General features: G+C 71.2%; 18 protein-coding genes. 7 read left to right on the forward strand and 11 right to left on the reverse strand.

The window, feature by feature from the left end; genetic code table 11:
- Window positions 1-140: 140 nt before the first annotated feature.
- The 5 genes from NQZ70_RS05360 to NQZ70_RS05380 form a co-directional block, all read right to left on the reverse strand.
- Window positions 141-1,709 (reverse strand): FAD-dependent monooxygenase, encoded by a 1,569-nt coding sequence (locus NQZ70_RS05360; protein ID WP_129573250.1) that lies wholly within the window; start codon window positions 1,707-1,709, stop codon window positions 141-143.
- A 469-nt stretch (window positions 1,710-2,178) separates the two neighbouring features.
- Window positions 2,179-3,054 (reverse strand): hypothetical protein, encoded by an 876-nt coding sequence (locus NQZ70_RS05365; protein ID WP_129573251.1) that lies wholly within the window; start codon window positions 3,052-3,054, stop codon window positions 2,179-2,181.
- Window positions 3,055-3,069: 15 nt separating this feature from the next.
- Window positions 3,070-5,256, reverse strand: coding sequence for a TonB-dependent siderophore receptor (locus tag NQZ70_RS05370; RefSeq protein ID WP_129573252.1), 2,187 nt, complete (start codon window positions 5,254-5,256; stop codon window positions 3,070-3,072).
- A gap of 122 nt (window positions 5,257-5,378) precedes the next feature.
- Window positions 5,379-6,029: an NADPH-dependent F420 reductase gene (locus tag NQZ70_RS05375; RefSeq protein ID WP_129573253.1), complete on the reverse strand. Its 651-nt coding sequence runs from the start codon at window positions 6,027-6,029 to the stop codon at window positions 5,379-5,381.
- Window positions 6,030-6,046: 17 nt separating this feature from the next.
- Window positions 6,047-6,901, reverse strand: a complete 855-nt coding sequence (locus NQZ70_RS05380) for an inositol monophosphatase family protein (protein WP_129573254.1) — start codon at window positions 6,899-6,901, stop codon at window positions 6,047-6,049.
- A 112-nt stretch (window positions 6,902-7,013) separates the two neighbouring features.
- Between NQZ70_RS05380 and NQZ70_RS05385 the strand changes: the two genes are divergently transcribed.
- On the forward strand, window positions 7,014-7,922 hold the full coding sequence (locus NQZ70_RS05385) for a LysR family transcriptional regulator (protein ID WP_129573255.1): 909 nt from the start codon (window positions 7,014-7,016) through the stop codon (window positions 7,920-7,922).
- Window positions 7,923-7,989: 67 nt separating this feature from the next.
- Here NQZ70_RS05385 and NQZ70_RS05390 read toward each other — a convergent pair whose 3' ends face one another.
- On the reverse strand, window positions 7,990-8,247 hold the full coding sequence (locus NQZ70_RS05390; RefSeq protein WP_129573256.1) for a hypothetical protein: 258 nt from the start codon (window positions 8,245-8,247) through the stop codon (window positions 7,990-7,992).
- Between the two features lie 433 nt (window positions 8,248-8,680).
- Between NQZ70_RS05390 and NQZ70_RS05395 the strand changes: the two genes are divergently transcribed.
- Window positions 8,681-10,927 (forward strand): prolyl oligopeptidase family protein, encoded by a 2,247-nt coding sequence (locus NQZ70_RS05395; RefSeq protein WP_129573257.1) that lies wholly within the window; start codon window positions 8,681-8,683, stop codon window positions 10,925-10,927.
- Window positions 10,928-11,018: 91 nt separating this feature from the next.
- Here NQZ70_RS05395 and NQZ70_RS05400 read toward each other — a convergent pair whose 3' ends face one another.
- Together NQZ70_RS05400 and NQZ70_RS05405 are read right to left on the reverse strand one after the other, a co-directional pair.
- Entirely contained in the window at window positions 11,019-12,350 is a 1,332-nt protein-coding gene (locus tag NQZ70_RS05400) for a trypsin-like serine protease (RefSeq protein ID WP_237245058.1), read from the reverse strand.
- A 377-nt stretch (window positions 12,351-12,727) separates the two neighbouring features.
- A complete protein-coding gene (locus NQZ70_RS05405; protein ID WP_129573258.1) occupies window positions 12,728-13,015 on the reverse strand; it encodes a hypothetical protein in 288 nt (95 codons plus the stop codon).
- Between the two features lie 432 nt (window positions 13,016-13,447).
- Between NQZ70_RS05405 and NQZ70_RS05410 the strand changes: the two genes are divergently transcribed.
- The 4 genes from NQZ70_RS05410 (at window position 13,448) to NQZ70_RS05425 (ending at window position 17,430) form a co-directional block, all read left to right on the forward strand.
- Entirely contained in the window at window positions 13,448-14,812 is a 1,365-nt protein-coding gene (locus NQZ70_RS05410; protein ID WP_129573259.1) for a sugar ABC transporter substrate-binding protein, read from the forward strand.
- Complete coding sequence (locus NQZ70_RS05415; RefSeq protein WP_272827865.1) at window positions 14,812-15,795, forward strand: carbohydrate ABC transporter permease; 984 nt, start codon at window positions 14,812-14,814, stop codon at window positions 15,793-15,795. The genes NQZ70_RS05410 and NQZ70_RS05415 overlap by 1 nt, the downstream gene beginning before the upstream one ends.
- Window positions 15,788-16,630, forward strand: a complete 843-nt coding sequence (locus NQZ70_RS05420) for a carbohydrate ABC transporter permease (protein ID WP_129573261.1) — start codon at window positions 15,788-15,790, stop codon at window positions 16,628-16,630. Before NQZ70_RS05415 ends, NQZ70_RS05420 begins: the two co-directional genes overlap by 8 nt.
- 167 nt (window positions 16,631-16,797) lie before the next feature.
- Window positions 16,798-17,430 carry a DUF6151 family protein gene (locus NQZ70_RS05425; RefSeq protein WP_129573262.1) on the forward strand — a complete coding sequence of 211 codons (633 nt, stop codon included), beginning with the start codon at window positions 16,798-16,800 and terminating at the stop codon, window positions 17,428-17,430.
- A 179-nt stretch (window positions 17,431-17,609) separates the two neighbouring features.
- On the opposite strand, the gene NQZ70_RS05430 is transcribed toward NQZ70_RS05425, so the two are convergent.
- The 3 genes from NQZ70_RS05430 to NQZ70_RS05440 form a co-directional block, all read right to left on the reverse strand.
- Window positions 17,610-18,746, reverse strand: coding sequence for a hypothetical protein (locus NQZ70_RS05430; protein ID WP_237245059.1), 1,137 nt, complete (start codon window positions 18,744-18,746; stop codon window positions 17,610-17,612).
- Between the two features lie 157 nt (window positions 18,747-18,903).
- A complete protein-coding gene (locus tag NQZ70_RS05435; protein ID WP_272827867.1) occupies window positions 18,904-20,136 on the reverse strand; it encodes a FecR domain-containing protein in 1,233 nt (410 codons plus the stop codon).
- Window positions 20,133-20,828, reverse strand: coding sequence for an RNA polymerase sigma factor (locus NQZ70_RS05440; protein ID WP_237245062.1), 696 nt, complete (start codon window positions 20,826-20,828; stop codon window positions 20,133-20,135). Before NQZ70_RS05440 ends, NQZ70_RS05435 begins: the two co-directional genes overlap by 4 nt.
- A gap of 581 nt (window positions 20,829-21,409) precedes the next feature.
- Here NQZ70_RS05440 and NQZ70_RS05445 point away from each other — a divergent pair.
- Window positions 21,410-23,425 (forward strand): hypothetical protein, encoded by a 2,016-nt coding sequence (locus NQZ70_RS05445; RefSeq protein ID WP_129573265.1) that lies wholly within the window; start codon window positions 21,410-21,412, stop codon window positions 23,423-23,425.
- The last annotated feature ends 104 nt before the right edge of the window (window positions 23,426-23,529 follow it).

Below are 23,529 nucleotides of genomic sequence, written 5' to 3' on the forward strand. Positions count from 1 at the left end.
ATGGAGACGTCAACACCCACGGACGGTGCGCCACCTCGGGCAGGACGTCCTCGATCAGGTTCGCCGCCGTGGCACACATGCGTCGGCCCAGACACGACGGGCAGAAACCGCGTCCTTACCGCCAGTGGTGACGTCGTCGGCTACGTTCGCTGCTCCGATCGCAACGGCGCGGAGGACGATGGCCCGGCCGAGCACGACCGTTCCTGGAGGCCGCCTGGCCGGGGAGCGGCGGACGCGAACCAGCGCTCAAGCGCGTCCACTAACCCCTCGACGTCTCCCACGTCGCCGGCCCAAGCAATGCACCCGTCGGGGCGGATCAGCATCGACGGGCCTGCGTCGGCCGGTAAGCAGCGCACCCGCGTGAACCCGGCGGCGAGACCGGCCGCGTGCCCGTCGGGAGACGCGTCGAGCAATATGCCTTCGCCTTCCGCCATCTCCGCGAACAGCGATGTTCGAGCGTCGGCGCGGCCGACCGGGCGATCGCCGGTGAGGCGTCCGACCAGGTCTCGCCCCGCGCCGAGGTCGTAGCGCGTGGCCAGACCGCTCGTCAGTCCGTCGAGATGGCCATTCACGGCGTCGATCTCCATCAGCTTCGCGAAGATCTGCCGCATTGCGCTCGACTGCGGGTCGGGCCGCGTGAGCGCGACCTGGGCGAGCGTGTTGGCCAGCACGGCCTCGGCCACGGGCCGCCGCTCGGACGTGTAGCTGTCGAGCAGGCTGTCCGGCTTGTCGCCGCGAATGACGGCGGCGAGCTTCCAGCCGAGGTTGGCCGCATCGACCAGCCCAAGGCTCAGCCCCTGGCCGCCCAAGGGCGAATGGATGTGCGCCGCATCGCCCGCGAGCAGGACGCGATCCCGGCGGTACGTGTCGACCAGACGTGCGCTGTCCGTGAAGCGATTCGCCTGCTCCATCGCCGTCACGCGGACATCCGCTCCGCTGATTCGGCGCAGCACGCCTTCGATCTCCTCGCGCGTGACGGGCGCATTTCGATCAGCCGGCGGACCGCTGAAGTCGTGCATCGCAAGCCAGCGAGGCCGAGGTCCGTTCATGACGACGCCCTCCGGCGTGCGGGTCGATCCGCGCGGCAGGCGCTCGGGGTGGTCGAGGTCGAGCACGGCCTGGTACATGAATTGGCTCGGCGGCGTACCGGGGAAGGCAAAACCGGCCATCTTGCGGATCGAACTGCGCCCTCCGTCACATCCGACCAGCCAGGCGCAGCGCGCATGCTCCGGCCCGTCCGGGGAAGCCCAGTGGAGCGCGACGCCATCGTCATGCTGGTCCAAGCCGGTGACCTCGCACCCGCGCCGTACCTCTATGTCGAGCGCGGCCGCCCGCGCGCCCAGGATCGCCTCCACGCCCTGCTGGTTCACCCAGAGCATGCGCCGTTCGGGCTCGCCCACTGCTTCTGATCGGAGAGGGAGAAGGGCGAAATGCCCCCTGGACCTGTGTGCCTGCGCCCGCCTCTCTACGCCCACCGGTCCCATGGCCGCGAAGTGGCGATCCTCCGCCGCGGCGAGCGCTGGGCCCATGCTCCGGCGCTGGAGCGCCTCCACGCCGAGCGGTCCGACTGCAGTCCCCTTCAGGGCGACGCTTGGCGCAGTGAGCCGCTCCAGCACCAGCACACCGGCGCCGCCCAGCTTGAGCTCGATCGCGAGCAGGAGCCCGACCGGGCCGGCGCCTACGACCACGACATCGACTTGCTTGTCCATCAGCTATGGATCCATCGAGTACTACGTACAAACACCGATCGGCTATCGGGACACAGAAGGCACTGAGAACATGTGAGTCTGCCCAACTATCCGTCGATTGGTCAGCCGAAGCCGCCGGACAGGTCTATCTAGTCCGTCGCCTTTTGTGACCTCCCCCCACGGAAAGTCTCACGGATCGGCTCTGCGCCGCAAGGCCCAAATGCTGTCCAGCGCCATAGCGTAGATCCGTCCAACTCCGGCGGCAGTCGCCGCCTTCCCGGGAGGTCGGGGGCGCCTGGAGGGGCGCGGCGGACGCACCGCCGGAGGTGTCGCGCCGAGTCGTGCCTGGGTGACACGGCGCGGCTGCCTCATCGGGACGTTGCCGGACACAACCCGGTCCGCTCACATGGCCGGCATCGTCTCCGCGTCGCTGCGCCCCGAGACCGAGCGACGGGCTCGTCCGGCCCGCCGCGAGGGGCGCTTCATCGGCCTACTCCAGGTCCAGGGACGAGCAAGCTTCCGTACCGTTGAGGTGGCCCACGTTGGCCATGCGCATGTCCATCCACGTGGCGAGGTCGAGCGGCCATTCGCTCGAATAAGCGCCGTCAGCCCGCGCGACGGCCGAGAGCGGTACGTTCATCAGCTCTTCCCGGGTCACCTCGCCGTCGGCGTTTCCATAGGCAGGATCGGTGTCCGCTCCGGCGATCGGGTCGAATCGCACCTGGGCCGCCGCCTCGTCCATGCGATCGAAGAAGAGGTGATCGCCGCGGATCGCGAGATCGACCCGCTCGGTCGCGCCGGAGCGCACGCGGATCGTCGGACCCGCGCCGTCGCCGGCGCCCCAGAGCGATCCACCGCTGCAGAAATCGTGGATGAAAAAGGGCCACCGGAACACCTTGGTCACCGCCCCCTTCGTCGCCTCGCCTTCCACGTACGCGCCGGTCGTCAGCGACTCGACGAGGGCCAGGTCCTCTTCGGTCACCCCGGGCCCCAGCCACTCCTCGACGTCGTAGTGCTCGCGCGGCGGGAGGGGCCCGACATGGTAGGTGAAGCCGCACTCCCCGGTGGCGAGGACCCTGCCGACCTCGTGGTTCCCCGGCACCCGCACGTCGACGAGGGTGGGCGTGTCCGCGAGGGCCGCGACGGCGCACGCGGAGGACTCGTGGGTGGACACGAACGACGCCGCGAGCAGGAACCTCGAAAACTCGATGCTCCAGCCGTCCGAGCTCTGCACGCCGCCGAGGACGTCGGCCGCGCCCGAGAGCGTGTAGACGAGCTCGCCGGGCTCGGGCCTTGTCTCGCTCGGCAGGCAAGCGCCCAGGGCGAGGAGCGCGGCGGTCGAGAGGTGCGAAGCGCGGATCGTCATCGGTCCCTCCTGGGCTCAGAGCCCACCCTCCACACCGATGCTCGGAATCGTGACAGGGCCAATCGCCTTCCCACCGATCACCTCCTTGTTCGCGGTCACGTTCATCCCTTCGAGGACGGCCGAGATCCAGCCGCGCTCGCCGATGGCCCAGCGCCTCTCGATGCGCGCGTCGAGCCGATAGAAGGGAGGATCGCGATGGATCCTCGGCGCTCCGTCCGAGCCGTCGCTCTCCTCGGCGCCGAGCGAGGCGCCCGGGCTGCCCGTGTAGAACAGGAACCTCGCGCCGGCGCGCCAGTGCCGGTCGAGCTGGTAGGTCAGCGCGAGGCTGGCGACGTGGGTCCGGTCGAACGGGGCCGGGGACCGCGAGCGCCCGGCGGCCTGGGTCGAGCGCGACAGCGTGTACGAGGCGAACCCGCCGAGCTGCCGGGTGAGGCGGCGCCGCGCGTAGAGCTCGATCCCGTAGCTCGCCCCGAGGGTCCGGGGCACGTCCGCGAGGTCGTCGACGTCATCCGTCCACCGGTGCGCCACGGCGCCCAGCGCGTCCGTCATGTCGAAGAACGCGTTGTAGAACGCGGTCGCGCCGGCGGTGACCCGCTCGGGGAGATCCGCCTCGACGCCGGCGCTCCCCTGAGCGCTCTTCTGGAGCCCGCCGCGCAGGCCCGCCACCTGAACCCCGGGGAGCGGGGCCACGGTCGACGGCGGCTGGTGCGCGACGCCGAACGCGTTCACGAGGCGCAGGCCCTTCGTCACGTCGAGCCGGGACGCGAGCCGGCCATCCACGCCGACGGCCGTCGCGCCGCCGGAGGCGAACAGGTCCGCGCGCACGCCGGCGGTCAGCTCGAACCGGGGCGAGAGCGTGAGGACCACGTCGGCGTGGGCGCCCAGCGCCGCGTCGTCGCGCGAGCCGAACTCCTGCTCGAGCCGCTTGGAGCCTCCACGGCTCACGGTATAACCGACGATGTCGGTGGCGTACGCATCCATGGACCCGTCCACCCCCAGGCGGACCTCGGCGTCGGGGTGGATGCGAGCGATGTAATCCGCCCGGATCGCGAGCATGTGGTCTCGCGCGGTGCGATTGTCCGCCAGCGCGGTCCGATCCAGCCCGAGGAGCGCGCCGAGCCGCAGCTCGCCGTTCTGGAACCGATGTCGGTACCTGAGGTCGAGGCGGTAGAACTCGACGCCGAACAGGATAGCGAGCCCGTCGTCCCGCTCCTCCCCGAGCAGATCGTACGATCCGAAGCTGAAGACGGTGAGGCGATCGTCCGGCGTGACATCGTAGGTCAGGCGAGCCTGGTAGTCGCGGTAGTCGATCGCGGCGTCCGGCGCGATCAGCGACGCGATCGCCGCCGTGTACGAGTACCGGCCCCCGAGCAGGACGGTCCCGCGCCCGTCCGCGAACGGCGCCTCCACCATCGCGCCTGCGTCGAACAGGCGGATGTTCCCCTCGCCGTGGAGCTCGGGCCACGGCTCCGCGGTCTCGGCCGCCACGATGCCGCCGACGTAGCGCCCGTACCGGGCGGGGTAGCCTCCGGGGTAGAGGTCGACGCGCTCGACGAGCGCCGGATGGACGACCGACGGTCCGGCGGCGAAGTGATACAGGAGCGGGACGCGGATGCCGTCGAGGGTATAGCCGACGTTCGCCGGGGGCGCGCCGCGGACATAGAAGTACGGAAGCCCGGAGATGGCGGGGATCACCCCGGGGAGGATCTCGACGGCGCGGAAGGCGTCCCCGAACGCGCCGGGCAGCTGCCGGACCTCGCCGCGCGCGATGGACTGGGTGGCGGGCGGGAGCTGCTCGCCGCGAACGACGACCTCGATCGGCGCCGCCTCGAGCACCGACCCCTTGGCGTCGATGGTCACGGGGAGGACGACGGGGGCGTCGCCCGTGGCCCCCGGCGGATACGGCGCTTCCGGGGCGGACAGGAGGCGCGGGGGGACCACCGAGCTCGGCGCCTCGGAGGGCGTCGCCGCGGCCTCGCGCGACACCTGGGGTCCGGCGGCCGGCTGAGCTCCGGCGAGCGCCGGCAGGAGCCACCCCGCCGTGCCGACGAGCCATGGCAGCAGGGAGCTCGCCCCGCGCCTCGCTCGCGAGGGGAGGGGAGGGCCGAACCGCGCCCGCAGCCCAGGAGCGCGCCCTTGTGTCGCGACCGACGCGCGATCCTCGATCTGCAGCCGATGTGTCCCCGGGTAGCGCGGCCTCATCGATGAGCCTATTCCGCGTCACACCCAGGACCCTTTAGACATGCCTGACGATTTCTCGCGCCCGGCCCCGCGGAGCGGGCGCAGTCGTCGCGAGCTCCGGCAGGCCTCGCCGCGTCGCGACGTCACCGGGCGAGCGCGAGGGCGAACGGCGCGAGCCCTCGCCTCCGCAGCACCGAGGGGACGAGCAGGGCGACCGCCTCGGGCCCGCGCGCGGTCGCGATGTCCCCGAGATCCTCGATCCAGTCCGCCGGCCACCCGAGATCGCCGAGCAGCCTCGCGACCACCGCCTTCGCGCTCTCGTCGTTGCCGGAGAGGAACGCGGTCGGGCGGACGCCGAGGCTCGTGGGATCCGCCATGACGGTGAACAGCATCGTGTTCAGCGTCTTGACCACCGCCGTCTCCGGCAGCGCCGCCTGGAGGCGCTCGGCGACGCTGCCGTTCGGGTAAAGCAGGCTGCCGGGCAGGCCGTCCTGAGCGCGCAGCGTCGCATTGGACACGTCGATCAAGATCTTCCCCTTCAGCTCGTCGCGGAGGGCACCGAGCCGCTCGACGCTCGTCTCTCCGGGGGTGGCGTTGACGACGATCGCGGCCCTTCGCGCGGTCTCCGCGGGATCGCCGAGCGCGACGCCCGCCCCCGACAAGCTCGCTGCCGCGCGCGCGGGGTCCCTGGTGCCGACGGTGACGGCGTGCCCAGCGCCCGCGAGCTTGCCTGCCAGGACCCTTCCGACCCGGCCCGATCCGAGGATTCCAATGGTTTCCGAGACGCGTTCCATGTTCAAGACCTCTCTCCTCAGCGAACGGTGGACAGGACGGCGACCGCACCGGCGTGAAGCCCTGGCGCTGCGGCCAGGAAGTCCTCGCTGGACAGGCGCCAGGGGTTCCCTCGGGTGTCCGTGACCGCGCCCCCGGCCTCCGCGACGAGCAGCGCGCCCGCGACGAGCCCGGAGAGGATCCGGCTGTATTGCCAGAAGACGTCCATCCGGCCGGCCGCGACCTCCACGAGCTGGAGGGTGGCCGGGACCGAGACGCGCAGCACCAGCGCGCGTCCGAGCATCGCGGCGACCGACTGGCCGATCCGCCGGTACGTCTCCTGGTCCTCGCCCGGCATGGCCTGGCCGGTCCCGACGAAGGCGGCATCGAGCGCCGTCTTCGCCGAGGCCCGGAGCCTCCTCGCCCCGAGAGTTGCGCCGGCGCCCTTCCGGGCGGTGTACGTCTCGCCGCGGAGGGGCAGGTGCACCGCCGTCAGGACCGGCTCGTCGTCGCGGACGAGCGTCGCCGTGACGCACCAGTCCGTCATCCCGTGAACGTGGTTGATGTTCCCCTCGACCGCGTCGGTGACCCACCACTCGCCTGGCGGAAGCGGCCCGCGCTCGAGCTCGTCCTCGACCCACCCGGCGCCCGGGCGAGCGCGCGCGAGCGGCTCGCGGAGCGCGTCGAGCGACACAGCGTCGTTGTCGCGGAGGGCGGCGAAGATCTCCTCGCGGCTCGCGAGGCGCGGCGCTGTCGAGAAGCGAGCGACGAGCCGCTCTCCTGCCGCGGAGAGCGCCGCGACGACCGCGGGCAGCAGGGCCTCGTCGTCCGCGCGGGCCGCGCTCCGGTCCCGTCGCGTGGCATGGCCGGTGATCGGCTCCGAATGGGTCGACATGAATCCTCCTGGGCGTGCGGCCCGCGCGTCCTCGCGAGCTCCAGCGCGGAGGAGTAAACCCTGGACGTGGTATGTCGTCCAATGCATCCTTGCTATACGAAGGATTACCCAGATGCATGTGGACATGAACCTGTTGACGGCGCTGGACGCGCTCCTCGAGGAGCGGAGCGTCAGCGCCGCCGCGGCCCGATTGCACCTCTCGCAGCCCGCGATGAGCCGAACGCTGGGGCGCATCCGGGACGCCACGGGGGACCCGATCCTCGTGCGCACCGGGCGAACGATGACGCTGACGCCCCGCGCGCTGGCCTTACGGCAGGAGGTCCACGCCCTCGTCCAGCGGGCGCATGCGGTGTTCGCGCCGGAGCGGGCGCTCGACCTCGAGAAGCTCGATCGGACCTTCACCGTCCGCTTCCACGACGCGCTCACGACGGCGCTCGGCGCGCGGCTCGTGCTCGCGGTGCAGGAGCAGGCCACTCACGTGAGGCTCCGGTTCCTGGGCGAGCCCGCCGGGGATACCGACGAGCTGCGCCACGGGCGCGTCGATCTCGAGATCGGCGCGACGGCGCCGGCCCTCCCGGAGATCCGCGGGGAGCTCATCGGCCAGGATCGCGTCGTCGTGGCCGTTCGCCGGGGTCATCCGCTCGCGCGCGGCCGGCTCACCGCCAGGCGCTACGCCCAGGCGCTCCACGTCACGGTGTCGCGGCGCGGTCGCCTGCGCGATCCGATCGACGACGCGCTGGAGTCCCAGGGGCTCCGTCGGCGCGTCGTCGCGGCGGCCCCCACGACCGCGGCCGCCGCCCATTTCGCCCGCGAGAGCGATCTCGTGGTCGCGCTGCCGGCGCGGGTCTGCGGTCCGACCCTGCGGGCGCTCGACCTCAGCGCCCTGCCGCTGCCGCTCGATGTGCCGGAGCTCCGGATCGTCCAGCTGTGGCACCAGCGCTTCGAGAGCGACAAGGCGCACGCGTGGCTGCGCGGGCACACGCGCGAGATCGTTCAGGCCATCTGTCGTGGAGAGGCCTAGTCCAGGAGCAGGGAGCCGTCAGGGCGGCGCCCTGGAGCGATCTCCGCCGGCTCTCCCTGGATCCTTCTCACTCGCCCTCGTCCGGCGGCGGAGGCCGCTCGCCCGCGGCGACCTGGAGCTCGCGGACGATCGAGAGCAGGGCCGGACAGCAGAAGCGCTCGACCACCGACCCGTCGGAGGCGAGCTCGAACGTCGGCGGCCCGCCGTGCATCGGACAGGCCACGTCGGCGTACTTCGACTCGAGGTCCTTCAGGACGCTGTCGTCGATCTCGCGGACCTCGACGTCGGCGGTCGTGGTCGCTCCCTCGTTCACGTCGTTCGCCATGCGGCGCACGCTAGCACGAAGGGCGCCGCGCCCCGCGCGCCGCCTCGGCGCTCTCGGCGCCCGACGCGAGGACGCCGGCGCCCGCGCCGCCGGCCCGGAGCGGCCCGCAGCAGCACGCGCGATGGGCCGCGCGGCGCGCGGCGCCGCAACCGCTTGGACCCGGGGGAACGCGCCGCCCGAGATCGAGGGACAAAATAGCAGCGCCGCCGGGCGCCTCGGGGGGTAGCGGAGGCCGCCGGCGGAGCTGGCCGGCGGATAAGCATCCTCCGTACCAGACCCATCCCCCCGGAATTCCCCGCATTTTCTGTCGGGGACATCGATCCGGCGGTTTCGATCCTGCGAGGGCGGCCTTGCAGCGTTGCAGGATCGCGAGGCGCCCGCCGCCGGCCGATTCTCTTCCGCGGCGGCCGCGGCGGGGGCTAGCTTCGACGGCATGAACCGCCTGCGCACGATCCCCGCCATCACCCTGGCGCTGCCGCTGCTCGCGGCGTGCAGCGCGCCTGCGCCGCGGCCGCCGGAAGAGCCGGCGGCGCCCGCCGCCGCGGCCCCGCCGCCGGTCGCCGCGCCTGCCGCGTCCGCGGCAGGGGGAGCTCGCCTGCCGTACCCGGCGACCCCGAAGCGGCCGGTCACGAACGAGTACCACGGCACCAAGGTCGTCGACCCGTATCAATGGCTCGAGGACTCGAGCTCTCCCGAGGTCCAGCGCTGGATCGAGGACCAGAACCGGCTCACGCGCGCCACCCTCGACGCGCTGCCCTCGCGCGGCGCCATCCGGGCGCGCGTCGAGGCGATCCTGTCGGCGACCTCCACGAACTACTACGCCGTCGACGACGCCGGCGGGCAGCTCTTCGCCCTCAAGGACCAGCCGCCGAAGCAGCAGCCCTTCCTCGTGGTCATGAAATCCGCGAACGACCCCGGCTCCGAGCGGGTCGTCGTCGATCCGGAGGTCGTCGACCCGAAGGGGCACACGACCATCGACTGGTTCGTCCCCTCGCGCGACGGCAAGAAGGTCGCGGTCTCCCTGTCCCAGGGCGGCAGCGAGAACGGCACCGTGCGCGTCTACGACGTCGCGACCGGCAAGGAGACGGGCGACATCGTCCCTTACGCGAGCAGCGGCACGGCGGGCGGCAGCCTCGCCTGGAGCGGCGACGGCAAGGGGTTCTACTTCACCCGCCACCCGCACCCCGGCGAGCGCCCGCAGGAGGACATGGGGTTTTACCAGCAGATCTACTTCCACAAGCTCGGCGCGCCGGACCAGGAAGACAAGTACTCGCTCGGCAAGGAATTCCCCCGCATCGCCGAGGTGGAGCTCAGGACGAGCGAGAGCGGCAAGCTCGTGCTCGCCAGCGTGCAGAACGGCGACGGCGGCGAGTACTGGCATTACCTCCTCGACACCGCGGGCAAATGGACCCGCTTCGCCGACCTCCCCGACAAGATCATCCACGCCGAGTTCGGCGCCGACGACCGGCTTTACCTCCTCTCGCGCAAGGACGCGCCCCGCGGCAAGGTGCTGCGCCTCGCGCCGGGCAAGCCCGATCTCGCGAAGGCGGAGCTCGTGGTGCCCGAGAGCGAGGCGGTGATCCAGGACTTCTTGCCCACGAAGGGCCGGCTCTACGTCCGGGATCTGCTCGGCGGCCCGTCCCAGATCCGCGTCTTCGATCTCAAGGGCAAGGCGCTCGGGACCGTGCCGATCCCGCCGGTGTCCTCGGTGCGGCAGCTCGTGCGCGCGGACGGCGACGACATGCTCTTCCGCGGGGTCAGCTTCACCGAGCCTGCGGCCTGGTTCGCGTACGCGGCCAAGGACGGCAAGGTGACGAAGACCCCGCTCGCGATGACGTCCCCGGTGTCCTACGCCGACGTGGAGGTCGTCCGCGAGGCGTGCACCTCGAAGGACGGGACGAAGGTGCCGATCAGCATCCTGCGCCGCAAGGACACGGTCCTCGACGGGACCGCGCCGGCGCTGCTCACCGGATACGGCGGCTACGGGACGAGCATCTCTCCCGGGTTCAACCCGCTCTGGCGGCTGTGGTTCGACCAGGGAGGGGTGTTCGCGGTCGCCAACCTGCGGGGCGGCGGCGAGTTCGGCGAGGCGTGGCACCGCGGCGGCAACCTGACGAACAAGCAGAACGTCTTCGACGACTTCGCGGCGTGCGCCAAGCACCTCGTCGACGGCCGCATGACGCGCCCGGACCGGCTCGCCATCCAGGGCGGCTCGAACGGCGGCCTGCTGATGGGCGCGCAGCTCACGCAGCACCCGGACATGGTCAAGGTGGTGATCTCGCACGTCGGCATCTACGACATGCTCCGGGTGGAGCTCACGCCGAACGGGGCGTTCAACGTGACCGAGTTCGGCACGGTGAAGGATCCGGAGCAGTTCAAGGCGCTCTATGCCTACTCGCCGTATCACCACGTGAAGGACGGGACCGCGTACCCGGCCACGCTGCTGCTGACGGGCGCGAACGACGCGCGGGTGGACCCGTACCATTCGCGGAAGATGGCGGCGCGGCTGCAGGCGGCCACGTCGAGCCCGGCGCCCATCCTGCTCAGGGCGAGCGGCTCGACGGGCCACGGGATCGGGACGCCGCTCGGGGAGAAGATCGAGGAGCAAACGGACGTGTTCGCGTTCCTCTTCAAGCACCTCGGGCTCGAGGTGCCGTCGGCGCAGGAGAAGCTCCGGTGATGGAGCGGCCGCGGCCGCACCCCGAGCGGGGGCGGCCGCGGCCTCACCATCGTGCGCCTCGGTCGAGGCGCCTCGGTTCACGAGATCTCGTCTACCAGGTGCTGAAGTACGCCCACGACTCGTTGCCGGCGGACGCCTGGAAGCAGTAGCCGCCGTTGCGCTTCGCGGGCAGCGAGATGTTGCCGCCGTTGCAGGTCACGGCCGTGCCGTTGACCGACAACGTGCGGCCGCTCGCGAAGTTGCCGCAGTTGGCGCCGGTCAGGTTCGCCGTGGTCTCGAAGCAGCGCGCGCCGGTGCCGAGGTTGCCCGAGTTGTAGCTCGGGCCCGTGAACGCGGTGGGGCTCGTGCACAGGTTGCTGCACGGCGCCGTCCCGGTGCTGGGCTGGCACACCCCGGCCACGCAGTTCTGGCTGGTGCAGTCCGCGTTGGTGCTGCACGTATCGCCGTTCGCGCAATCGGCCGCGCACGTGCCGCCGCAGTCCACGTCCGTCTCGGTGCCGTTCTGCACGCCGTCGGTGCAGGTCGGCGCCGTGCCGCCGTTGATCACGCTCACCCCGAGGGCCTGGAGCCACGACGTCACCGGGTAGCGCGCCGACGTGTCGAGCCGCGTGTGCCAGTTTGTCTGCGAGGGCGCCGGGCCGGGCCACCCGGACGGGAACGTGTAATAGGCGTTGACGCCCACGACCACGAGGTCGGTCGAGCTCTGGCGGTAGAGCGGGCCGCCCGAGTCGCCGGGGCACAGGCTGGCGTAGCTGGTGCTGCTGGCGTAGCCCGGCGTGAGCACGTACGCGGCCGCGACGTCGACGATGCCCTGGCCCGAGACGTAGGAGCCGGGGTGATTCAGGATCGAGGAGGCCGACGCGGTGAGCTCCTGGAGCTTGAAGAGACCGCCGCCCGTGCCGCTCGGGTCCTCGCAGCCGTAGCCGGTCGCCACGACGGGATCTCCCACCGCGACCGGCGCCCCGTCCACCACGGCCGCCGGGATCGTCGGCGAGAGCTCGTTGACGACGACGAGCGCGAGGTCGGGCGTGTGCCCCGGGTTGAGGACGTTGACCGCGCAATCGGTCGCTCCGCCCGCCAGCGCGGCGGCGCAGTCCGCGAGCCACTGCGGGTGGATGTACGTCTGCTCGATCGTCAGCTCGACGTAGGGCCAGATCGGGGGCGTATTCGTGGCGCTGACCCAGTAGGAGCCGCCCGGCCCGTAGCTCGGGGACACGGTGGCGTTGTACTCGTCATCCACGCAGTGAGCGGCGGTGAGGAAGTGGCGCGGCCCGACCTTCGCCGCGGTGCATCCCGGGCCGAGGACCGTCGACGGATACTCCGATTCGAGCGCCGGTCGCCCCCCGATCAGCGCGTCGTCCGCCGCGCCGATCTCCTCGGAGGGCTCGCCGGAGCCCTCCACGCTGCAGGCGACCAAGGACAATGAGAGCAAAGCATATACAGGTGCGCGCACTGGTTGCTTCTCCTGTCGCCCCGATGGTCTCGAGCACCCACGCCCGGTCGCCCGCCTCGCGCTCCGTGCCCGCGGGCCGGCGTCCTCCGTCGGCCGCGCTCGACGCGGCGCGCACGCGCCGTGTCTCGCTCTCCGAGGTGCGAACGTCAGTGGAGGACGCGTCCCGTGGTGATCCCACGTCGAGCGCAAGGGAAGGCGCGGCCGTCCAGCGGGACCGCCTGCGCGAGGTCTCGTCGTATCGGCGCGACGGCGATGTCTATGTCATTGGAAAGTATCTTTCCAATGAGAATGCAGCATGGACGTCATGCACCCCGTGCATGACGTCGCCCGCTCGCCACGGCGTCGTCTCACCAGCCAGGATCCCAGGCGAGCCGCCGGAGCGCCTCGCAGAAGGCATCGAGATCACCCGCCTCGGCGAGCACCTCCCCGATCGGCATGAGGAACATGTTGGCGTGATCGGGGAAGAACCCTCGACCCGCGGCGAGCTGCCGGCGCCCGAACTCCGTGAGCGCGTCGTGATCGAGCACGAGCCGGCGTAGCCGCCACCGCCCGTCCTCGCAGGTGACGCCGACCTGGAGCGTGGGCCCCCCGATGCGGATCGGGAGCCGGTCGCGGGCGTCAGGGGCGCGGAGCATGGCGATGAGCCGATCGCGGCCTGTGGGCGGAAGAGGCGCCATGCCGCCGAGGCTCCCCGCGCGCCCGCGGCGCGTCAAGCCGGCTGCCGCTGCCCGCGCCCGGGTCGGGCGGAGCGCGCCGCCCCCCTTGGCCGTTGACTCTGAACCGATTAAGTGCTCTCCTCGCGGGCGCTCCTTGCACGTACCGGCCATGGCGCAGGAGGCGGCCTGCGTCGGATCCTGTGATGAGATGAACACGCGATCACGTCATCACGCGGCGGCGCTGCGCGCGCTCCGTCGCACGCCGGTGATCGGGCGCCGCGCCGCCGCGTGGGCGGCTCGCGTCCGGCCGCGCTCCCCATTGCACGCCCGGCCGCGCAGGGGGTAGCCTGCCCGGGGGCTCGCGCGACCCGCGCGACAGGGAGTGAATCTTCAGACGGAGAGGGAGTCACCGTGAGGTCACGCACGATCGAGGCCGTAGCCGCATTTGCCCTGTTCGCCGTGGGAGCCGCCGCGTGCGGCAAGAGCGGGGGCGACGCGCCGTCGTCGTCGCCCTCGCCGTCAGGGTCGGCCGCGGCGGCCTCGCCGGGGGCCGAGCCGGTGACGCTGTCGTACTGGGCGAGCAACCAGGCGCCCAGCGTCGAGGACGACAAGAAGGTGCTGCAGCCCGAGCTCGACAAGTTCGAGAAGCAGACCGGGATCAAGGTAAAGCTCGAGGTCATCCCCTGGTCGGACCTGCTCAACCGGATCCTCGGCGCCACCACGAGCGGCAAGGGCCCCGACGTCCTCAACATCGGCAACTCGTGGTCTGCGTCGCTCCAGGCGACCGGCGCGTTCCTGCCGTTCGACGACGCCGCGCTCGCCAAGGTCGGCGGCAAGGACCGGTTCATCCCGGCGAGCATGTCCGCCACCGGCGCGCCCGGCCAGCCGCCCGCCTCGGTGCCGCTCTACGGCCTCGCCTACGGGCTCTTCTACAACAAGAAGATGTTCGCCGACGCGGGCGTCGAGAAGCCGCCGGCCACGTGGGCCGAGCTCGTCGCCGTCGCCAAGAAGCTGACCGACGCGAAGAGCGGCCGTTACGGCCTCGCCATCATGGGCGCGAGCTACACCGAGAACGCCCATTTCGCGTTCATGTTCGGCCGCCAGCAGGGCGCCAAGATCTTCGAGGGCAAGCAGGCGCGCTTCGACGACCCGGAGCTCGTCGCCGGCGTCAAGCAGTACATCGACCTGCTCGGCGTCCACAAGGTCGTGAACCCGAGCAACGCCGAGTACGTGAACGACACGCAGATCCTCAAGGACTTCGCCGCCGGCAAGGCGGCGATGCTCATGATCCAGAGCTACGCCGCCACGGCGATCGAGCAGAACGGCCTCGCCCGCGATACGTACGGCGTGGCGCCGATCCCGCTGCCCGACCCGCTGCCCGCGAACGGCAAGCGCGTGAACAGCCACGTGGCGGGCATCAACATCGCCGTCTTCGAGGACAGCAAGCACAAGGACGCCGCGCTCAGGTTCGTCGCGTTCATGACGAGCCCCGAGGAGCAGCGGATCCTGAACGCCGCCTTCAACTCCCTGCCGGTCGTGACCGAGGCCTACTCCGATGAGCGCTTCAAGACCGCGAACATCCAGGTGTTCCAGAGGGTGCTCGCCGAGACGGCGGAGTCGATGCCGATGATCGAGGAGACGACGCAGTTCGAGACGCTGGTGGGCACGGCCATGAAGGACCTCCTGGCCGAGGCCGCCTCCGGCAAGGCGGTGGACGAGGCCGCGATCCGCGCCAAGCTGACCAAGGCCAACCAGCAGATGGTGAGCGGCAAGTAATGGGGGAGGGCGGCGCGGGAGGCGCCGGGGGGGAGGCGCCCGCCGGGGCGGCGCGCGGCGCCTCGGGGCCGCGGGCGGGCTCGCGGTGGCCGCGGGCGTTCCCGTACGTGCTCCTCTTGCCCGCGCTCGTCGCCGAGCTCGCCGTGCACATCGTCCCGATGTTCGTCGGGGCGTGGATGAGCTTCCTCCAGCTCACGCAGCGCTACATCCGCAACTGGGGCAAGGCGCCGTTCGCGGGGCTCGCCAACTACCGCATCGCGGTCGACTTCGGCTCTCCGATCGGCGTCGAGCTCCTGCGCTCCTTCGCGATCACGGTCGCCGTCAGCGTCCTCGTGGTCGGCGGCTCGTGGCTCCTCGGCACGGCCGCCGCGGTCGCGCTGCAGAAGCCGTTCCGCGGCCGCGCGGCGCTGCGGACGCTGTTCCTCATCCCGTTCGCGATGCCGATCTTCACCGGCGTCATCACGTGGAGCTTCATGCTCCAGCGCGACACGGGCATCGTGAACACGGTGCTCGTCGATCAGCTCGGCCTCGTCCACGAACGCCCGTTCTGGCTGCTCGGCGGCAACAGCTTCCTCAGCCTGGTGGTGGTGGCGATCTGGCGGACGTGGCCGTTCGCGTTCCTCACGGTGACGGCGGGCCTCCAGGCCATCCCGTCGGACCTCTACGAGGCGGCCAGCGTCGACGGCGCCGGCCCGTGGACGCGCTTCCGGTCGATCACGCTCCCGATGCTCCGGCCGGTCAACCAGGTGCTCTTGCTCGTCCTGTTCCTGTGGAGCTTCAACGACTTCACGACGCCGTACACGCTCTTCGGGCGGGCGGCGCCGCCGCAGGCCGACGTGATCGCGATCCACATCTACCAGGCGTCGTTCATCACCTGGAATTTCGGGCTGGGCTCGGCGATGTCCGTGCTCCTCGTGGGCTTTCTGCTCGTCGTCACGACAGGCTATCTCTTGATCACCGGCAGGAGCGCGCGCCATGCGTGAGGCTGCGTGGGTCGCCTGGCTGCGGCGCGCCGTGCTCGCGGCGCTCGCGGTCTTCACCGTCGTCCCGCTCTATGTGATGCTGATCTCGGCGATCAAGCCGCTGCGCGACGTCCAGGGGCCCTTCACCTGGGTGCCGACGGAGGTCACGCTCCAGCCGTTCGTCGACATGTGGCGGACCGTGCCGCTCGCGCGCTATTTCGTGAACAGCGCCGTCGTCGCGGCCGCCGCGACGGTGTCCTCGGTGGCGCTGGCGATCCTCGCCGGGTATGCGGTGAGCCGGTACCGCTTCCGGGGCCGGCGCGCGTTCCTCACCGCCGTGCTGTCGACGCAGATGTTCCCCGGCATCCTGTTCCTGCTCCCGCTCTTCCTCCTCTTCGTCACGATCGAGCGGTCCACCGGGCTGGAATTGCACGGCACGCGGCTCGGCCTCATCCTCACGTACCTGACGTTCTCGCTGCCGTTCTCCATCTGGCTCATCGCGGGGTATTTCGACACCATCCCGCGCGAGCTCGACGAGGCCGCGCTGGTGGACGGCGCCGGGCCGCTCACCGCGCTCCTCCGGGTCGTGCTCCCGGCGGCCAAGCCGGGCGTCGTCGCGGTCGCGATCTACGCCTTCATGACCGCGTGGGGAGAGGTCCTGTTCGCCTCCGTGCTCACCGACGACGACGGCCGCACCCTGGCCGTGGGGTTGCAGGGGTATGCGACGCAGTCGAACATCTACTGGAACCAGGTGATGGCCGCCTCGGTGGTCGTCAGCGTGCCCGTGGTGGCCGGGTTCCTCCTGCTCCAGCGTTACCTCGTCCAGGGGCTCACCGCGGGCGCCGTGAAGACCTGACCGGCCGGAAGCCGGAAGGACGAGAAGGGCGGGGCGGCCGGAGCGCAGTTCCGGTACGGACGAAGTGCGGATCGCCGAGCACGGCGCCGGCGGCGGAGGGGACGCGCCGCGGGCGCGCGGGGCGAGAAGCGCGCGCGCCGCGCGTCAGGACATGATATGTGGGATCCATGTCCCGAGATATCGAGCTCCAGTGTCGTTGCGGAAAGCTCCACGGATGGCTGCGCGATGCATCGCCGAGCGCGGTGAACCGCGCCATCTGCTACTGCAGCGACTGCCAGGCATTCCTGCACCACCTCGGCCGCGAGGACCTGCTCGACGAGCACGGCGGCTCGGACATCGTGCAGGTCCCTCCGTCGGCGATCTCGTTCGATCGCGGCAGCGAGGTCATCGCCGCCGTGCGCCTCACGCCGCGCGGCCTCTATCGGTGGTACGCGAGCTGCTGCAAGACGCCGCTCGGCAACACGCCGACGCCGCGGCTGCCGCTCCTCGGCATCGTCACCGAGCTGTTTCAGAAGGCGCCGAGCGCGAGCCCGTGCGACGAGGTCTTCGGCCCGCCGCGCGGCGGGATCTTCGGCAAGTTCGCGGTCGGCGAGCCTCCGCCCGGGACGGTGAAGCCGAACGTGCCCCTGCTCGCGCGCATGATCGGGAAGGTGCTTGGCTGGAAGATCCGCGGCAAGGGGTGGCCACACCCGTTCTTCGATCGCGCGAGCGGCGATCCGAAGTACCCGGTCACGGTCCTTCCCCAGGCCGAGCGCGACGCGCTGCGCCCGCTGTGCGGCCCGCGCCCCGCGAGCGCGTGACGACCAGGTTGCCGGGCATGAGCAGGTCGCGGACGCCGAGCAGCTCGGCGATCCGGATCGCGGACGGGCGGCGGGGGCCCGCGACCGTCTTCAACGCCGCGCTGGACCGCCCGGCCCCGGTCTGAGCTGGGCGGCCCGGCCCGGGGCGGACGGCCGCCCCGGCGCCGGGGAGCGCCGCGCTACCGGGGCACCTCGAACGGCTGGCACACGCCGGTCAAGCACGCGTCGCTGTCCGAGCAGCAGTCCGAGTTGGCCTTGCACTCCCCACCCGACTTCTTGCACTCCACATCCCCGCCCGGCTCCTCGCCAGGATCGCCGCCGCCGTCGCCGGCGGGCGGATCCTCGCCCTCGCACGTCGTCGGCGGGCACGGCCCCGGCGTCACGGTGAGCGTGTCCGACGGGTACTTGCTCGGCGACGCGTGCACATAGCTGATGGTCGCGTCGCCGAAGCCCGCCGCGCCGAACGCCGAGGCGCTCACCCACACGTCGTACACGACCCGGTAATCCCAGCCCGGTGCCTGCGGATTCGGGGCATAGCTCTCGTCCGTCTCCGGGGAGTCGACGACGTACCCGCCGTACCCGCACGCGTTGAGATCGCGGTCGAGCGAGGTGGTCGCCGCGACGACGGCCCCCGCGTCTCCGAGGAGCATCTTGCCCTCTCCGCCGAGCACGCCCAGCGATCCATAGCCCGACGGCTCCGTCTCGTCGGCCGAGATGTAGTCGACGAAGAAGTCGAGCACGAGCTCTCCCCTCCCGTCCGTCATCTGGAACTGGGCCTTGTCGCTGCCCACGAGATCCTTGAACGTGTGCCCCTTGTGCCCCTTCGGCTTCGGCCCGCCGCCGGGCCCGGGCGCGGGCTGCTGCTCGGGCTGCTCTTCGCCGCCCCAGCCGATGGCCGTCTCGCCGTAGGTGTTGTCGACGAACGCGGGGTTGAGCGTCAGCCGCACGTGCACGAGCTCCTCGCTCTCGGCGATCTCGACGACCCGCTCGACGAAGGCCATCGGCGTCGTCGGGTTGCTGTTCGTGTAATAGCAGTCGACTTGGGCGGTCCCGTCCACCGGGATGCCCCGGCCGCTCGCTCCGCACGACAGCGGATCGAGATCGGCGCTGATCGGGGCGCCGGCGCCCGACGTGCCGGACCCCGGGAAGCTCGGCGCGGGCGCGCTCCCTCCCTCGTCCGACGGGGCGCAGTCGTCCCCGCCGGAGACCACGTTGCTGCCGGCGTCTCCCGTCCCCAGCACGGTACAGGCCGGGCCGACGATCGCGAGAGACAACAGCCCACCACACAACCACCCTTTCAACGCGAACGAACGCATCGGGATCCTCCCAGCTCGAAAGCAAGCACGACCTCTGCCGCCGCCGGCGAACCCGCTCGCCGGCGCGGTGAGCGCCTCGAATGAAGTAGAAGTCGCCGGAGGCGCCGAGAGCAGGCAGGGGTTCGTCAGAAATCGACACGGCGCCGCGCGCGGGCGCTCACGGGCGAGCGCCGCTGGCGCGCGAGACGGACGTGGCCTCCTCGCGCCCGAAGCCCTGCGGGTAGTCCCTGAGGTACCGGCGCGCCTCCGCCGCCGTCCGTTCCTTGTCGCCGAGCATCTCGATCGCGCGCAGGCGCTCCACGCGGGCGATCTCGGCGAGCGGCGAGTCCGGGTAGCGGCCGAGGAGGCGGTCGAGCCGCTCGATCGCCCGGCCCGGCTGCCCGCCCCTCCGCGCCGCCATCGCGCTCTGGAGCAGCGCGTTCTCGGCCGTGAGCGAGCCCCGCGCCGGCGCCTCGCGCGCGTCGCGCGGCGGGCGCGGCTCCCCCTTGCCGCCCTCGCCGGCCCGGCCGCCCTCGCCGCCCTCGCCGGTTGCGCTGTCCTGCTCCTGCCCGCGCGGCGGCGCCGGCGCGTCGCCCGGCCGCCCCTCGGCGGGCCGGTCCGCCCCGCGCTCCTCGTCGCGGGACGACCACGTCTCGCCGGGCCTCAGGGAGCGCTCGACCGCGTCGCTGTGCACGGCGACCCGACCCTCCGTGACCGACACGCGCGTCTCGGCCGGCTCCCCCGCCGCGCCGGGCTTCCGCTCGACGGAGAAGCGCGTCCCGTGGACCGTGACCACGGCGTCCAGGGTCCGCACCGACAGGGTCACGCCCGCCGGCAGCGGCGGCACCTCGACGGCGATCCTGCCCTGATCGAGGGTGACGACGTCGCCGAGGCGGTCGCGCGCGGTCCCCACCGGCGCGAACCGCACGCGCGTCGACGGCCCGACCTCGACGGTCGCGCCCGTCGCGAGCGACGCCTTCGCCCGCGCCCCCTCGCCGGTCCGCAGCTCCTCGTCGCTCGTGAGCGGCACGAGGGCGAGCGACGGCGGCGAGCGCGTCGCGTCCCCGGCCGCGATCTCGACCGAGCCCTGGAGCGCCGTCACCTGCGCCGCCGTGGGCGAGGCGTCCCGCGCCCGGACCCCGATCAGGACGCCGGCGACCGACACCGCCAGGGCGGCCGCCAGCGCCGCCGCGGCGAGGGCGGCCCGCTTCCGCCGGGCGAAGCGGCCGCGCCGCTCCACCCCCTCGGCGGCGAGCTGGTCGATGCGGCCGGCGATCCGCTGCTGGAGGTACCGCGCCTGGGCCCTGGGCAGCGGCGGCACCGGCTGCTCGACCAGCGCCCGCAGCGAGGCCTCCACGCCGGGCGCATCGGCGCGGTCCTCCGGGGTGGCGTCAACGTCGTCCTGCTTCATCGTGGCTCCTCGGGCCGATCGGCGTCGCGTCGCGCCGCCGCGTCGGGCTCGCAGCGCGCTTTCAGCTCCCGCCGCCCCCGCGACAGCCGCGACTGGGCCGCGGCCTCGGAGACGCCGGTCAAGTTAGCGACTTCATTGATGGAATAGCCCATGGCGTGGAGCAGCAGCGCGGTCGCGCGGTCGCCGTCCATCGCCGCGAGGTGCCGGCGCAGCGCCTCGAGGTCGCGCTGCGCGCTCACCGCCCGCTCGGGGTCGGCGCTCTGCGCGGGCGGCTCGGGCGCGGCGCCGCCCTCCGGGGGCCCCGGCGCGCGATCGATGACCTTGCGCTCGCGGCGGCGGGCGCGCAGCGCGCTCAGCCCGACGTGGCAGGCGATGACGGACGCCCAGCCCGCCAGGCTGCACTCCCCCGCGAAGCGGCGCTTCGCGAGCGTGCTTACGATCTGCTCGAACGCGCCCTGCACGAGGTCGGCGTGGTCCTGCTCGCGGCACCCCAGGATCCGGTACAGGGTCCGGTCGACCACGGGGAGCAGGTGCTCGTACAGGCGCAGGCCGATCCCTCGTTCGCCCCGGTGGAAGGCGCGCAGGAGCTCCTCGTCGCTGGCGGGCGCGGGCGCGGGCTGCCCGTCGGTCTGAGCGGAGACGAGCCTGAGCCGGCGGTCAGCGGGTCGTGGCTCGGCGGTTCCCATGCTCATGCAGTAGCCGGTCCGCCCGAAAGCAGGCTGAGCCGCGGCGCTTTTCCGACGCCCGCCGCGGCCGCCCTGGTCCCGCCCGCCACAAGCGACCCCTACCTGCCGCGGGGTGCGCGGGTGACGCTGGGCTCACCGTTCCGAGGAGCCTGACATCGGGCGGCCGAGCAGGCCCGTGGCCACGCCCCGGATCCCCGCGCTCGAACCGGCGGCGTTCGGCGCCGGCCGGCTGCGCCTTTCGCTCGACGCCTGGACGCGCGGACTCCAATCGGCTCAAGCCCGCAGGCCGTGGAGCGAAAGCGGCCCCCGCGATGCATGGATGAGCTGCTGATACATCGTCAACTTTCCCGCGTTCAATGACCTCCATGCAGGAGGTGATGCTCCGCTCGCGGACGTCGGCCGGCTCCTCTCGCTTCATGCCTCCGCCGTGCTAGAGCAGCCGCCTCGCGCCGTCGTCGACGCCGGACCTTGACAGCGCGTGCGTTCATGCTAAACATTCGTTTAAATCATTTGTTTTATTCCTTGACGTCGCTGGCGGCGTCGCGCTCGCGCATCTCATTCCTGTTTGTCTAGAAGGGTACTTGTATATGAGCTTGAAGCATCTTCCATACACCTCGACAGCGATTGCATCGATTCTATTCCTCGGAGCGGCGGGCTCGGCGCACGCGGCCGTCTATCCTGCGAGCTCGTCCAGCGGTGGGCCCGGCGTGAGCGGGTGCACGGGCGGCGCGAACTGCACGAATGAAAGCTGGGGTGTCGACCTCAATGACAACACCGGATTCGCCTGGAGCGTAGCGGGCGGCGCCGGCGGCAACGCGGACCTCTATGTGAAGATCGCCGTGCTGTCGCAGACCAGAGCGATGAGCCTCTGGTTGAACGGCAGCCAGATCGCCGTCATCACGTCCACCGCCACAGAGAGCCCGCGCCCGACCGGGAAGGAGCTCGGCCCGTTCCCGGTGACGCTGCAGGCCGGGAACAACACGGTAGAGCTGCGGGACACGCAAGGCACCGCGGAGTTCGATGTGCATAGCCTGCGCGTCGAGCCGACGAACGCCGGCGACGATGAGTTTGAAATTGGACTCTGGCGACTGATGTCCCGCGCCGACCGTGGCACGTTGAGCCGCAATGCCATCACCGGGCAGCTGGTCGGCGCCGATTACTCGGGCGATGACCATCAACACTGGCGCTTGGTCGGCGTCGGCGCGAGCAAGTATCAGTTTTTTCACGAGGAGACCGGCCAGTGCTTGGTCGCGTCGAGCGGCACGACGGTGCTCGGCGGCTGCAGCGGCAGCGCGGCGGAGTGGACCGTGGAGACCTTGCGCGCCCGCACGGTGGAGCGCCCTGCCCTGTATCGCTTGCGCTCGAACGGGAACAGCTGCGCCATCCCCAACGGCGGCGCACAGCCCACCCTGGGGACCTGCAACGACAGCGCACGCTGGTACCTGGAGCCTGTCGGCTTCGGTGAGCGCCTCGCGAGCGTAGAGTTCGATTTTCATGGGCTCCTCCTCGTCAAGCCCTATACCGACGTCCCTGGTGTCACGCAAGGTTCGCTGTCGACCAGCGTCGTCGACGCGGTGCAGTTCGCCTTCGAAGATCGGGTGGCTTATTGGATGGATCTGATCACTGACGGCCGTGTCGCATGGCATGGCTCCAGCGTCGTGTCCAACGATCCCATCACGTCGTTGTCGGGCTCGGGCAATGATAATTATTTGCCGGCGGCCATCCACCTTCAGCAAGACGTGCAGAGCTTCGTGCCCCGCGGCCAGTACGACACCGTGCAAGTGTTCTTCACGCCCGGCAACAGCAAGCCGGGGGGCTGGGGGTGGGGCCCGGGGAGCAGCTACGAATCGAACTACACCATGTGGACGACGGTGAACGGGAAGAATACGGTCGCCTCGGACTGGCTGTCCACCGTCAACAGCGAGCCTGCGGAGGTGTTCATCCATGAACCCATACACGGCCTCGATGGGTTTTTCGAAGAGCTGGGGATCCCGCTTCCCGAAGGGCTGCTGGACGGAGGATCTGCGCCGAATCGTTACGCCAGCTCCGGTATTGGTGGCCGTTCGTGGTTGCACTGGTACCGCGACTACTGGTTGGGGACCGTCATCGCCTCCGATGACACCTACCGCGGCTTCGGCCCACGCGCGTTCGCCCAAATCACGCCGAGAGATTACGCGTTGAGCCCGGCGGTGGACGAGTACAAGATCGTGCAGCACACCAGCGGCAAATGCTTTGTCCCGGAAGGCGGCGCTACGAAGCCGGACAACGACACGCCGCTGGTGCTGTCGAGCAGCTGCAGCACGCTCGCCTCTTCGTTCAGGGTTCTGGCCAGCGGCCTGCTGAAGCATGTCCCGAGCGGACTTTGTATTCACCCGAATCAAGGCACCGCCTACAACGGCGTTGCCCTGATCCTCAACCCCTCCTGCGCGCCCGAAGCACGCCTCTCTTTCGACGTGACGTCCGGTGGGAGCCTGCAAAACAGCGAAACCGGCCGCTGCGTTCACCCGCTAGGCGGATCGGCGACACCCGCCGAAGGGACCAACCTGATTTTTCACGACGGTTGTGATGAAGAGCGCTTGCGCTTCGACCTGGTATTGCAGTAAAACGGTCGCGAGCTGCTAGTGCACCGATCACGTCGATCGACCCGAACTGAGCCGCCAGGCGGACCTGGGTTACCCTCCGCGGCACGATACCCAGGTGCGGATCG

Origin of the sequence: Sorangium sp. So ce836 (assembly GCF_028553905.1) — a bacterium.
Taxonomy (GTDB): Bacteria; Myxococcota_A; Polyangia; order Polyangiales; family Polyangiaceae; genus Sorangium; species Sorangium cellulosum_D.

What these genes read in the sequence shown, in the direction of transcription:
- NQZ70_RS05360 (WP_129573250.1), bottom strand. Translation starts at nt 1,709, where the DNA reads ATGGACAAGCAAGTCGATGTCGTGGTCGTAGGCGCCGGCCCGGTCGGG.
- NQZ70_RS05365 (WP_129573251.1), bottom strand. Translation starts at nt 3,054, where the DNA reads ATGACGATCCGCGCTTCGCACCTCTCGACCGCCGCGCTCCTCGCCCTG.
- NQZ70_RS05370 (WP_129573252.1), bottom strand. Translation starts at nt 5,256, where the DNA reads ATGAGGCCGCGCTACCCGGGGACACATCGGCTGCAGATCGAGGATCGC.
- NQZ70_RS05375 (WP_129573253.1), bottom strand. Translation starts at nt 6,029, where the DNA reads ATGGAACGCGTCTCGGAAACCATTGGAATCCTCGGATCGGGCCGGGTC.
- NQZ70_RS05380 (WP_129573254.1), bottom strand. Translation starts at nt 6,901, where the DNA reads ATGTCGACCCATTCGGAGCCGATCACCGGCCATGCCACGCGACGGGAC.
- NQZ70_RS05385 (WP_129573255.1), top strand. Translation starts at nt 7,014, where the DNA reads ATGCATGTGGACATGAACCTGTTGACGGCGCTGGACGCGCTCCTCGAG.
- NQZ70_RS05390 (WP_129573256.1), bottom strand. Translation starts at nt 8,247, where the DNA reads ATGGCGAACGACGTGAACGAGGGAGCGACCACGACCGCCGACGTCGAG.
- NQZ70_RS05395 (WP_129573257.1), top strand. Translation starts at nt 8,681, where the DNA reads ATGAACCGCCTGCGCACGATCCCCGCCATCACCCTGGCGCTGCCGCTG.
- NQZ70_RS05405 (WP_129573258.1), bottom strand. Translation starts at nt 13,015, where the DNA reads ATGCTCCGCGCCCCTGACGCCCGCGACCGGCTCCCGATCCGCATCGGG.
- NQZ70_RS05415 (WP_272827865.1), top strand. Translation starts at nt 14,812, where the DNA reads ATGGGGGAGGGCGGCGCGGGAGGCGCCGGGGGGGAGGCGCCCGCCGGG.
- NQZ70_RS05420 (WP_129573261.1), top strand. Translation starts at nt 15,788, where the DNA reads ATGCGTGAGGCTGCGTGGGTCGCCTGGCTGCGGCGCGCCGTGCTCGCG.
- NQZ70_RS05425 (WP_129573262.1), top strand. Translation starts at nt 16,798, where the DNA reads ATGTCCCGAGATATCGAGCTCCAGTGTCGTTGCGGAAAGCTCCACGGA.
- NQZ70_RS05430 (WP_237245059.1), bottom strand. Translation starts at nt 18,746, where the DNA reads ATGCGTTCGTTCGCGTTGAAAGGGTGGTTGTGTGGTGGGCTGTTGTCT.
- NQZ70_RS05435 (WP_272827867.1), bottom strand. Translation starts at nt 20,136, where the DNA reads ATGAAGCAGGACGACGTTGACGCCACCCCGGAGGACCGCGCCGATGCG.
- NQZ70_RS05440 (WP_237245062.1), bottom strand. Translation starts at nt 20,828, where the DNA reads ATGAGCATGGGAACCGCCGAGCCACGACCCGCTGACCGCCGGCTCAGG.
- NQZ70_RS05445 (WP_129573265.1), top strand. Translation starts at nt 21,410, where the DNA reads ATGAGCTTGAAGCATCTTCCATACACCTCGACAGCGATTGCATCGATT.